This window comes from Tabrizicola thermarum (assembly GCF_003574395.1).
GTDB lineage: Bacteria > Pseudomonadota > Alphaproteobacteria > Rhodobacterales > Rhodobacteraceae > Tabrizicola > Tabrizicola thermarum.
The window spans coordinates 1-9,187 of sequence record NZ_QMJY01000062.1 but is presented as its reverse complement, the minus strand read 5'-3'; the positions used below and the strand labels follow the sequence as shown (position 1 = coordinate 9,187).

At 62.4% G+C, this 9,187-nt stretch carries 18 protein-coding genes; 1 reads left to right on the top strand and 17 read right to left on the bottom strand.

Going from position 1 to position 9,187, the window contains the following annotated elements; genetic code table 11:
* Window positions 1-106 precede the first annotated feature (106 nt).
* A complete protein-coding gene (locus tag D5084_RS09390) occupies window positions 107-706 on the top strand; it encodes a hypothetical protein (protein ID WP_128515241.1) in 600 nt (199 codons plus the stop codon).
* Between the two features lie 98 nt (window positions 707-804).
* On the opposite strand, the gene rpmD is transcribed toward D5084_RS09390, so the two are convergent.
* From rpmD to rplB, 17 genes are all read right to left on the bottom strand, one after another.
* The gene (gene rpmD, locus D5084_RS09385) at window positions 805-1,002 is read right to left on the bottom strand and encodes a 50S ribosomal protein L30 (protein WP_128515240.1); all 198 of its coding nucleotides are present in this window, start codon (window positions 1,000-1,002) and stop codon (window positions 805-807) included.
* A 2-nt stretch (window positions 1,003-1,004) separates the two neighbouring features.
* The gene (gene rpsE, locus D5084_RS09380) at window positions 1,005-1,592 is read right to left on the bottom strand and encodes a 30S ribosomal protein S5 (protein WP_128515239.1); all 588 of its coding nucleotides are present in this window, start codon (window positions 1,590-1,592) and stop codon (window positions 1,005-1,007) included.
* A 123-nt stretch (window positions 1,593-1,715) separates the two neighbouring features.
* A complete protein-coding gene (rplR, locus tag D5084_RS09375; RefSeq protein WP_128515238.1) occupies window positions 1,716-2,075 on the bottom strand; it encodes a 50S ribosomal protein L18 in 360 nt (119 codons plus the stop codon).
* An 11-nt stretch (window positions 2,076-2,086) separates the two neighbouring features.
* Window positions 2,087-2,620: a 50S ribosomal protein L6 gene (gene rplF, locus D5084_RS09370; RefSeq protein ID WP_128515237.1), complete on the bottom strand. Its 534-nt coding sequence runs from the start codon at window positions 2,618-2,620 to the stop codon at window positions 2,087-2,089.
* A 10-nt stretch (window positions 2,621-2,630) separates the two neighbouring features.
* Window positions 2,631-3,029 (bottom strand): 30S ribosomal protein S8, encoded by a 399-nt coding sequence (rpsH, locus tag D5084_RS09365; RefSeq protein WP_128515236.1) that lies wholly within the window; start codon window positions 3,027-3,029, stop codon window positions 2,631-2,633.
* A gap of 12 nt (window positions 3,030-3,041) precedes the next feature.
* The gene (rpsN, locus tag D5084_RS09360) at window positions 3,042-3,347 is read right to left on the bottom strand and encodes a 30S ribosomal protein S14 (RefSeq protein WP_128515235.1); all 306 of its coding nucleotides are present in this window, start codon (window positions 3,345-3,347) and stop codon (window positions 3,042-3,044) included.
* Between the two features lie 17 nt (window positions 3,348-3,364).
* Entirely contained in the window at window positions 3,365-3,925 is a 561-nt protein-coding gene (gene rplE, locus D5084_RS09355) for a 50S ribosomal protein L5 (protein ID WP_128515234.1), read from the bottom strand.
* Window positions 3,925-4,230 (bottom strand): 50S ribosomal protein L24, encoded by a 306-nt coding sequence (gene rplX / locus D5084_RS09350; protein ID WP_128515233.1) that lies wholly within the window; start codon window positions 4,228-4,230, stop codon window positions 3,925-3,927. Before rplX ends, rplE begins: the two co-directional genes overlap by 1 nt.
* On the bottom strand, window positions 4,230-4,598 hold the full coding sequence (gene rplN / locus D5084_RS09345) for a 50S ribosomal protein L14 (protein WP_023666245.1): 369 nt from the start codon (window positions 4,596-4,598) through the stop codon (window positions 4,230-4,232). The genes rplX and rplN overlap by 1 nt, the downstream gene beginning before the upstream one ends.
* Window positions 4,599-4,657: 59 nt before the next feature.
* Window positions 4,658-4,897 carry a 30S ribosomal protein S17 gene (rpsQ, locus tag D5084_RS09340; protein ID WP_128515232.1) on the bottom strand — a complete coding sequence of 80 codons (240 nt, stop codon included), beginning with the start codon at window positions 4,895-4,897 and terminating at the stop codon, window positions 4,658-4,660.
* Between the two features lie 11 nt (window positions 4,898-4,908).
* On the bottom strand, window positions 4,909-5,109 hold the full coding sequence (rpmC, locus tag D5084_RS09335) for a 50S ribosomal protein L29 (RefSeq protein WP_128515231.1): 201 nt from the start codon (window positions 5,107-5,109) through the stop codon (window positions 4,909-4,911).
* A gap of 285 nt (window positions 5,110-5,394) precedes the next feature.
* Window positions 5,395-6,018: a TIGR02466 family protein gene (locus tag D5084_RS09330; protein ID WP_128515230.1), complete on the bottom strand. Its 624-nt coding sequence runs from the start codon at window positions 6,016-6,018 to the stop codon at window positions 5,395-5,397.
* Window positions 6,019-6,098: 80 nt separating this feature from the next.
* Window positions 6,099-6,512, bottom strand: a complete 414-nt coding sequence (gene rplP, locus D5084_RS09325) for a 50S ribosomal protein L16 (protein WP_128515229.1) — start codon at window positions 6,510-6,512, stop codon at window positions 6,099-6,101.
* Between the two features lie 12 nt (window positions 6,513-6,524).
* Window positions 6,525-7,241 carry a 30S ribosomal protein S3 gene (rpsC, locus tag D5084_RS09320; protein WP_128515228.1) on the bottom strand — a complete coding sequence of 239 codons (717 nt, stop codon included), beginning with the start codon at window positions 7,239-7,241 and terminating at the stop codon, window positions 6,525-6,527.
* On the bottom strand, window positions 7,241-7,621 hold the full coding sequence (rplV, locus tag D5084_RS09315) for a 50S ribosomal protein L22 (RefSeq protein WP_128515227.1): 381 nt from the start codon (window positions 7,619-7,621) through the stop codon (window positions 7,241-7,243). Before rplV ends, rpsC begins: the two co-directional genes overlap by 1 nt.
* 3 nt (window positions 7,622-7,624) lie before the next feature.
* Window positions 7,625-7,903, bottom strand: coding sequence for a 30S ribosomal protein S19 (gene rpsS / locus D5084_RS09310; protein ID WP_128515226.1), 279 nt, complete (start codon window positions 7,901-7,903; stop codon window positions 7,625-7,627).
* Between the two features lie 3 nt (window positions 7,904-7,906).
* A complete protein-coding gene (rplB, locus tag D5084_RS09305; RefSeq protein ID WP_128515225.1) occupies window positions 7,907-8,746 on the bottom strand; it encodes a 50S ribosomal protein L2 in 840 nt (279 codons plus the stop codon).
* Window positions 8,747-9,187 lie beyond the last annotated feature (441 nt).

The window sequence follows — 9,187 nt, the reverse complement described above, 5'->3', positions numbered from 1 at the left end:
GGTGTCAGCAACCAGACCCTACCGGAACATCGCCGGTGACCACCTCAGCCAGAACCTACACCAAGCTCAGGGACAGCATCCAGCAAACAAAGTTTGGAGATGAAAAATGACGCAAAGAATTGCGGAACGACGCGATTTGATCTCGGAGCTATGGCACGCAAACGCGCATGTCTGGTTGCACAAACAGAGTATGGGTTTTCAAACAGAAGACCAGTACTTTGCGTTCTGCGTGTCGAAGGACTGGATTCAGGATACCGCCGAGGCGTTGATACATCATCGCGCCTCGGATTTCTCGAGTCATCCGCTCAAGGCGTATCTTGAATTTTGGGGCGTGTTGCAGGCGGTGTTCGTCCAACAGGATGCGATTAAGGAGCTGTGGTTCTCGTTCGAGGGAACGCGTGAATTGGACCCACAGCCGGCCCTCGATTCTGCTTGGGCAGAACTACGTGACTTGCGCAACCTGGCGGTAGGTCATCCTGTCAAGAACACGCAAAGCAAGATCGCCAAAGCAGCTACTGCACCTGCAAGATGTGTGTCAGGGCGGCAGCCCAGATCATACAAGCGCATCCCGCTAACGTGGTACGTTGATGGAAGCATTAAGAACGAGGCTGTCGATCTCGGGGCCTTGATTGATCGCTACGATATCGAGGCTTCAGCCTATCTCGAGAAGTGCCACCTGAAACTAGAGGCTCGGCTCAAACAGTAACGCCCCCGCGGTTCCACGAGGGCGTTCTTGTTTCAACGGGAGGTGGGCAGATTGCCCACCTTACACGCGTGCGCAGAAGAGTCGGGGTGAACCCCGACCTACCCGCGCTCTTCGATGATCTGGACCAGGTGGCTGATCGAGTTCACCATGCCGCGCACGGCAGGGGTATCCTCCAGCTCGCGGGTGCGGTTCAGCTTGTTCAGGCCGAGGCCCTTCAGCGTCGCGGTCTGCACGGCCGGACGGCGGGCGGCCGAACGGATCTGCTTCACGACGATGGTCTTTTTCTTGTCAGCCATGCTCAGGCCTCCACGGTTTCAGCGGCGGCTTCGGTTTCCGGCTTGCGCAGGATCTCGGCCACCTTCTTGCCACGGCGCGCGGCGACCGAACGGGGCGAGGTTTCCTGCTTCAGCCCGTCGATGGTCGCGCGGATCATGTTGTAGGGGTTGGTCGAGCCGATCGACTTGGCGACGACGTCCTGGATGCCCAGCATCTCGAACACGGCGCGCATCGGGCCGCCGGCGATGATCCCGGTCCCGGCCACGGCGCTGCGCATCACGACGCGACCGGCGCCGTGGCGACCTTCCATGTCGTGATGCAGCGTCCGGCTGTCCTTCAGCGGCACGCGGATCAGGCTGCGCTTGGCCTGTTCCGTGGCCTTGCGGATCGCTTCCGGCACTTCCTTGGCCTTGCCCTTGCCAAAGCCGACGCGGCCGCGCTGGTCCCCGACCACGACGAGAGCCGCAAAGCCGAAGCGCTTGCCACCCTTGACGGTTTTCGAGACGCGGTTGATCGCGACCAGACGGTCGGCGAATTCCGGGTTTTCTTCCGGGCGGTTGTCGCGGCGGTCGTTGCCGCGGCCTTCCCGGCGGTTGTCACGTTCTGCCATGGGGCATATCCTTCGTGGAGGCGCATCGCGCCGTTAAAGCCAATCCTGGTGCCCCGGATCTGGTCCGGGGCCCGGATCATCGGGGCGGCCCGACCTTGGAAAAGGCCAAGCCGCCCGCAGTTATCAGAACTTCAGTCCGCCTTCGCGGGCCGCATCGGCAAGCGCCTTGATCTTGCCATGGAACAGGAAGCCGCCACGGTCGAAGTAGCACTCTTCGACGCCCGCCTTCCTGGCCCGCTCGGCAATCGCCGCGCCCACCTTGGCCGAAGCCTCGATGTTGTTCTTGCCGACCACGCCAAGCTCTTTTTCCAGCGTGGAGGCCGCCGCGATCGTCACACCCTTCGCGTCGTCGATCAGCTGGACGCTGATGTTCTTCGAGGACCGGTGCACGCTGAGGCGCAGACGGCCATGCGCGGTCGCCTTGATCTTGTTCCGGACGCGCAGGCGGCGCTTGAGGAACAGCTCTCTCTTGTTCAAAGCCATTTTCGCCACCCTTACTTCTTCTTGCCTTCCTTGCGGAAGATATACTCATCCTTGTAGCGGATGCCCTTGCCCTTGTAGGGCTCGGGCGCGCGCCATTCGCGGATGTTCGCGGCCACCTGGCCGACCTGCTGCTGGTCGATGCCTTCCACGACGATCTCGGTCTGCTTCGGGACGGTGATCGTCACCCCCTTCGGCACTTCGAAGTTCACTTCGTGAGAATAGCCCAGCGACAGTTTCAGGACGTTTCCAGCCATGGCGGCGCGATAGCCGACGCCCTGGATTTCCATTTCCCGCTTGAAGCCTTCCGAGACGCCGGTGACCAGGTTCGCCACCATCGAGCGGGTCATGCCCCACTGCTGGCGGGCGCGCTTGGACAGGCCACGCGGCGTCACCTTGACGGCGTTGCCCTCGATGGTGAGGGTCACATCGTCGCCCGCGGTGAAGCTGCGGGTGCCTTTCGGGCCCTTCACTTCGATGGTCTGACCGCTGATCGAGGCCGAGGTGCCCTTGACCAGTTCGACGGGTTTCTTGCCGATACGAGACATTGCACCCTCCTCAGAACACGGTGCAAAGCACTTCGCCGCCAACATTGGCCGCGCGTGCATTTGCATCCGACAGAACACCCTTGGGCGTGGAGACGATGGCGACGCCAAGGCCGTTGCGGACCGAGGGAAGCTCGTTCACACCCATGTACACGCGACGGCCGGGCTTGGACACGCGCTTGACTTCGCGGATCACGGGCTCGCCTTCATAGTACTTCAGGCTGATGGTGAATTCGCCCTGCTTGTTCGCCGTCTCGGACTTTTCATAGCCACGGATGTAGCCTTCCGAGAGGAGCACGTCGAGCACGCGGGCCCGCAGCGTGGAGGCGGGGGTCGTCACGGTGGACTTGCCGCGCATCTGGGCGTTGCGGATACGGGTCAGCATATCGCCGAGAGGATCGTTCATGGACATCTGATGCCTCCCTTACCAGCTGGACTTGACCATGCCGGGGATCTGGCCGAACGAGGCCAGGTCACGCAGCATGATACGAGACAGTTTGAGCTTGCGGTAATACGCATGCGGACGGCCCGTCAGCTGGCAGCGGTTGTGGATCCGCGTCGCCGACGAGTTGCGAGGCAGTTCGGCCAGCTTCAGAGTCGCCTTGAAACGCTCTTCCATCGGCTTCGTTTGGTCGTTGATCACCGCCTTCAGCGCGGCGCGCTTGGAAGCATGCTGCTTCACCAGCTTGGCGCGCTTCACTTCGCGGTTCACCATGGATTTCTTTGCCATATCTCGGTTCCTCGCGCTTACGACGTGAAGGGCATGTTGAAATGCTTCAACAGCGCCTTGGCTTCCGCGTCGGTTTTCGCGGTGGTGCAGATGATGATGTCCATCCCCAGAACCTCGTCGACCTTGTCGAAGTTGATCTCGGGGAACACGATGTGCTCTTTCAGGCCCATGGCATAGTTGCCGCGACCATCGAAGCTGTTGCCCTTGACGCCGCGGAAGTCGCGGACGCGGGGCAGAGCCACGTTGATGAGCCGGTCGAGGAATTCGTACATCCGGTCGCCGCGCAGCGTGACCTTGCAGCCCAAGGGCATTTCCTCGCGGACACGGAAGCCGGCGATCGACTTCTTGGCCTTGGTGATGACGGCCTTCTGACCGGCGATCTGGCCCAGTTCCTCGGCCGCCTGCTTCACCTTCTTGGTGTCCTTGACCGCCTCGCCGACACCCATGTTCAGGACGATCTTGTCCAGCTTGGGGATCTGCATGTCGTTCTTGTAGCCGAATTCGGCTTTCATCGCCGCGCGGATCTTGTCGGCATAGACGGCCTTCAGGCGGGGCGTGTATTTCGCTGCGTCGAGCATCAGATCACCTCCCCGGTGGTCTTGGCGTAGCGGACCTTCTTGTCGCCTTCCATGCGGAAGCCGACGCGGGTCGGTTTGCCGTTCTTGTCCACGATGGCGAGGTTCGACAGGTCGATCGGCATCGCCTTGGGGATGCGGCCGCCCTGGCTGGCCGCCGACTGCTTGGTGTGGCGGATCGCGATGTTCACGCCATCGACGATGGCCTTGTTCTCGGACGGCATGACGGCGGAAATCTCGCCCTTCTTGCCCTTGTCCTTGCCGGTGAGCACGATGACCGTGTCACCCTTCTTGAGTTTCGCAGCCATCAGAGCACCTCCGGAGCCAGCGAGATGATCTTCATGAAGTTCTTGGCGCGCAGCTCGCGCACGACCGGCCCGAAGATGCGGGTGCCGACCGGTTCGCCCTGGTTGTTCAGGATGACGGCGGCATTGCGGTCGAAACGGATCGAGGTGCCGTCTTCACGGCGGACTTCCTTGGCGGTGCGGACGACGACGGCCTTGCGGACATCGCCCTTCTTCACGCGGCCCTTCGGAATCGCCTCCTTGACCGACACCACGATGATGTCGCCCACGGAAGCATAGCGGCGGTGCGAGCCGCCCAGAACCTTGATGCACTGCACCCGGCGCGCGCCGGAGTTGTCAGCCACATCCAGATTCGTCTGCATCTGGATCATTTTTCAGTCTCCCGACCTTCGGGCACGCAGCCCGGGGTTTCGTTCGGGACCGGGGTCACTTACGCGGTTGCGTCGGTGACCACGGTCCAGCGTTTCGTCTTCGAGATCGGCGCGCATTCCTCGATGCGGACCACGTCGCCGACCTTGAACTTGTTCTCCGCGTCATGGGCGCGGTATTTCTTCGACTTGCGGACGGTCTTCTGCAGCAGCGGGTGCTTGAAGCGACGTTCCACGAGGACGGTGATCGTCTGCTCGTTCTTGTCCGAGGTGACGACGCCTTGCAGGATGCGTTTCGGCATGTGTTTTCCCCTTACTTCGCAGCTTCGGCGGCTTTTTGGTTGAGAACGGTCTTGATGCGGGCGACGTCACGACGGACGGCACGCATGCGGGCGGTGTTCTCAAGCTGGTTGGTCGCTTGCTGGAAGCGCAGGTTGAAGGCTTCCTTCTTCAGCTGGATCAGGCTGTCGCGCAGCTGGTCCGGCGTCTTCGAACGCAGTTCTTCGGCTTTCATGCCGGTCTTTCCTTTTCACAATCGCCAGTCGGCCCCTTGGCAGGGTCACCGAGGACCTGGCGGATCAATGACAGACCGCCGACGCCGAGTCACCCCGGAATCGCGGATGCGCCCGTATAGGGGGGAAGGCGGCGGGGGGCAAGGGGGAAGTTGGAGGGCAGGCGTGGTTGCGATGCTGTCATCCTTGCCGCCTTGCAGTCGTCATTCCCAGCAGACTGCAAATTCGTTGGGCGCGCTACAGCGCACCTCCGGATGGTGCGCCGTAGCGCACCCTACGATTCCTTCTCACGCCCATCCGTAGTTGAAGCTGACCGAGATCCGCTCTTCCTCGGACATGTTCATCGGGACCTCGTGGCGGAGCCAGCTTTCCCAGAGAAGAACCTCGCCCACCGCGGGCTTCACATAGACGAACCGCTGCAACTCCTGCGGCGCGGATTTCAGGGGGACGGGGGCCAGCATCATCATCGGCAGGCGGGGGTCTTCAAGTTTCAGGGCGCTCGTCCCCTCCGGCATCGCGACATAGGTCGTGCCCGAGATCACCGAATGCGGGTGGATGTGGCTGGCGTGGGTGCCGCCTTCGGGCAGGATGTTGATCCAGAGGGAATTGCATTTCAGCTTCCTGTCGCCCAGGTCGAAGCCGAGATCGGTGCAGAAGGCAGCAACATGCTTGTCCAGCGCCTTTTCCAGATCGGCGAAGATCGGCATCCGCCAGGGCAGGTCGTTCAGCGAGGCATAGGATGTATAGCCGGGATAGCCGTTCGCCTCGCACCACGCCTGTCCGGCCTCGTCGTCCTCGGCCACCATCTCGCAGGTCTGACGCAGTTCGGCGTAATCGATCTTCTTCTTCGCAAGGTCATTGAGGAAAGCGCGGTAAAGGCGGGTGACGAATAGAGAGGTGATGTCGGGCATGACAGGCTCCAGAGTTGAAAAAGCCCCCGCCGTTTCCAGCGGGGGCCGATATCGTAGGGTGCGCTACAGCGCACCGAACCTTACCAGTCTTCCTTCGCGACGATGCGCGTCTGGACCGGCAGCTTCATCGCGCCCAGGCGCAGGGCCTCGCGCGCGACTTCGTCGTTCACGCCGTCGATCTCGAACATGATCCGGCCCGGCTTGACCTTGCAGGCCCAGTAGTCGGTCGAACCCTTGCCCGAGCCCATGCGGACCTCGACGGGCTTGGCCGAGACCGGAACGTCCGGGAAGATGCGGATCCAGACCCGGCCCTGACGCTTCATGTGGCGGGTGATCGCACGGCGGGCCGCTTCGATCTGCCGCGCGGTGACGCGCTCGGGCTCGGTTGCCTTCAGGGCGTAGGAGCCGAAGTTGATGAGGAACCCACCCTTGGCTTCGCCATGGATGCGGCCCTTGTGCATCTTGCGATACTTGGTGCGCTTTGGTTGCAGCATCTGACTTACTCCTTAGGCGCGTTCGCGGTCGCGGCGCGGGCCACGGGGGGCCGGGCCGTCAGCCGCTTCGGCAAGACGACGGTCATGGGCCTGGGGATCATGCTCAAGGATTTCGCCTTTGAAGATCCAGACCTTCACACCGATGATCCCGTAGGGGGTCTCGGCTTCCGACAGCGCATAGTCGATGTCGGCACGCAGCGTGTGCAGCGGCACGCGGCCTTCGCGGTACCATTCGGTCCGGGCGATCTCGGCGCCGCCGAGGCGGCCCGAAACGTTGACCCGGATACCCAGCGCACCCATCCGCATCGCGTTCTGCACGCCGCGCTTCATCGCGCGACGGAAGGAGACGCGGCGCTCCATCTGCTGAGCGATCGACTCGGCCACCAGCTGGGCGTCGAGTTCCGGCTTGCGGACCTCGACGATGTTCAGGTGCAGTTCGGACTTGGTGAACGCCGTCAGCTTCTGACGCAGCGTCTCGATGTCCGCGCCCTTCTTGCCGATGATGACGCCCGGACGTGCGGTGTGGATGGTCACACGGCACTTCTTGTGCGGACGCTCGATGATGACGCGGCTGATGCCGGCCTGCTTGAGTTCCTTGTGGATGAACTCGCGCATCCGCAGGTCTTCCAGCAGCAGATCGCCATAGTCCTTCGACCCGGCAAACCAGCGGCTGTCCCAGGTGCGGTTGACCTGGAGGCGCATCCCGATCGGATTGACCTTCTGACCCATTATGCGGACTCCCCGGCTTGACGGACCTTGATGGTGATTTCAGAGAACGGCTTCATGATCTTGCCGAAACGGCCACGGGCCCGCGGACGGCCCCGCTTCATCACCAGGTTCTTGCCGACCCAGGCTTCCGCCACGATCAGGCTGTCCACGTCGAGGTTGTGGTTGTTTTCCGCATTGGCGATCGCCGATTGCAGGCACTTCTTCACGTCGCCGGCGATGCGGCGCTTGGAGAAGGTCAGGTCGGCCAAGGCCTTGTCCACCTTCTTGCCGCGGATCATGCCCGCGACCAGGTTCAGCTTCTGCGGGGACGTGCGCAGCATGCGCAGCACGGCCATCGCTTCGTTGTCCGCCACGCGGCGGGGGTTCTTTTCCGCACCCATGGCTTACTTCCTCTTCGCTTTCTTGTCGGCGGCGTGACCGTAGTAGGTCCGCGTCGGCGAGTATTCACCGAACTTCTGGCCGATCATTTCTTCCGTCACCGCAACGGGGACGTGCTTCTTGCCGTTGTAGACGCCGAAGGTCAGGCCCACGAATTGCGGCAGGATGGTGGAGCGGCGCGACCAGATCTTGATCACTTCCGACTTGCCCGATGCCTTCGCCTTCTCGGCTTTCTTCAGAAGGTAGCCGTCGACGAACGGGCCTTTCCAGATGGAACGTGCCATGGATTAACGCCCTTTCTTCCTGGCGTGACGCGAACGGACGATCAGTGCATCCGAAGCCTTCGGCTTGCGCGTCTTGTTGCCCTTGGTGCCCTTGCCCCACGGGGTGACCGGGTGACGGCCACCGGAGGTGCGGCCTTCACCACCGCCATGCGGGTGGTCGATCGGGTTCATCGCGACGCCGCGCACCGTCGGGCGGATGCCCTTGTGGCGCATGCGTCCGGCCTTCCCGAAGTTCTGGTTCGAGTTGTCGGGGTTCGACACGGCACCGATGGTGGCCATGCATTCCTGACGGACCATGCGAAGCTCGCCCGAGGACAGGCGGATCTGCGCATACGACCCATCGCGGCCGACGAACTGGGCATAGGTGCCCGCCGCACGGGCCAGCTGGCCGCCCTTGCCGGGCTTGAGTTCCACGTTGTGGACGATCGTGCCGATCGGCATGCCGCTGAACGGCATCGCGTTGCCGGGCTTCACGTCGGTCTTGGCGCCCGCGATCACCTGATCGCCCACGGCCAGGCGCTGCGGCGCGAGGATGTAGGCCAGTTCACCGTCCTGATACTTGATCAGCGCGATGAAGGCGGTGCGGTTCGGGTCGTATTCGATCCGCTCGACCGTGGCGGGGATGTCCCATTTGCGACGCTTGAAATCGACCACCCGGTAAAGACGCTTTGCGCCCCCGCCCTGGTGCCACATCGTGATACGTCCGGTGTTGTTCCGGCCGCCGGAACGGTTCAAACCCTCGGTGAGGTGCTTGACCGGGCGGCCTTTCCACAGCTCCGAACGGTCGATCAGAACCAGCCCGCGCTGGCCAGGCGTCGTCGGCTTGTACGACTTGAGTGCCATGTTTCCTGTCTTCCGTTTGCTTGCACGGGTGTTGCCACCCGGCGGTGAAGGGCTCCGAAGATCCCCGAATTTAGTGCCCGTTCCTTCTGCGGCTGCATCGGGAACGAACAAACCAAGAGCCCCGGACGAATCCGGGGCTTCTGGCGTGGCGGGGGAATAGCAGAGGGGGGTGGGGGTGGCAAGGGGGGATTCTTGGCCCTCTGAACGTCTACAGCTTCCGTTTCACCTTGATGGTAGGCACGTCACCGCTCGTAACAACCTTGGGAGGCTTCTCTTGAGCCAGCCACTTCCTACAGAGCCTTGTAATGCCGTCGTCGTTAACAGAAGCATAAACGAAACGCTCAGCTTGCGCCGCTCGCAGTGATGCTGTCCCGTCGAGTGGTGTAGCTGGCGCTGATCGTCACCGTGATGTTCGGCGCGGGCCTGCTTGATCAGGATGCC

Bases quoted from the DNA above. Each gene is read 5' to 3' on its own strand.
- rpsH (WP_128515236.1), bottom strand. From the start codon at position 3,029: ATGTCCATGAACGATCCTCTCGGCGATATGCTGACCCGTATCCGCAAC.
- rpsS (WP_128515226.1), bottom strand. From the start codon at position 7,903: ATGGCACGTTCCATCTGGAAAGGCCCGTTCGTCGACGGCTACCTTCTG.
- rplX (WP_128515233.1), bottom strand. From the start codon at position 4,230: ATGGCTGCGAAACTCAAGAAGGGTGACACGGTCATCGTGCTCACCGGC.
- rplE (WP_128515234.1), bottom strand. From the start codon at position 3,925: ATGCTCGACGCAGCGAAATACACGCCCCGCCTGAAGGCCGTCTATGCC.
- rplF (WP_128515237.1), bottom strand. From the start codon at position 2,620: ATGTCTCGTATCGGCAAGAAACCCGTCGAACTGGTCAAGGGCACCTCG.
- rpsQ (WP_128515232.1), bottom strand. From the start codon at position 4,897: ATGCCGAAACGCATCCTGCAAGGCGTCGTCACCTCGGACAAGAACGAG.
- rplB (WP_128515225.1), bottom strand. From the start codon at position 8,746: ATGGCACTCAAGTCGTACAAGCCGACGACGCCTGGCCAGCGCGGGCTG.
- rpsC (WP_128515228.1), bottom strand. From the start codon at position 7,241: ATGGGTCAGAAGGTCAATCCGATCGGGATGCGCCTCCAGGTCAACCGC.
- D5084_RS09330 (WP_128515230.1), bottom strand. From the start codon at position 6,018: ATGCCCGACATCACCTCTCTATTCGTCACCCGCCTTTACCGCGCTTTC.
- rpmD (WP_128515240.1), bottom strand. From the start codon at position 1,002: ATGGCTGACAAGAAAAAGACCATCGTCGTGAAGCAGATCCGTTCGGCC.
- rplP (WP_128515229.1), bottom strand. From the start codon at position 6,512: ATGCTGCAACCAAAGCGCACCAAGTATCGCAAGATGCACAAGGGCCGC.
- D5084_RS09390 (WP_128515241.1), top strand. From the start codon at position 107: ATGACGCAAAGAATTGCGGAACGACGCGATTTGATCTCGGAGCTATGG.
- rpsE (WP_128515239.1), bottom strand. From the start codon at position 1,592: ATGGCAGAACGTGACAACCGCCGGGAAGGCCGCGGCAACGACCGCCGC.
- rplN (WP_023666245.1), bottom strand. From the start codon at position 4,598: ATGATCCAGATGCAGACGAATCTGGATGTGGCTGACAACTCCGGCGCG.
- rpsN (WP_128515235.1), bottom strand. From the start codon at position 3,347: ATGGCAAAGAAATCCATGGTGAACCGCGAAGTGAAGCGCGCCAAGCTG.
- rplR (WP_128515238.1), bottom strand. From the start codon at position 2,075: ATGGCTTTGAACAAGAGAGAGCTGTTCCTCAAGCGCCGCCTGCGCGTC.
- rpmC (WP_128515231.1), bottom strand. From the start codon at position 5,109: ATGAAAGCCGAAGAACTGCGTTCGAAGACGCCGGACCAGCTGCGCGAC.
- rplV (WP_128515227.1), bottom strand. From the start codon at position 7,621: ATGGGTGCGGAAAAGAACCCCCGCCGCGTGGCGGACAACGAAGCGATG.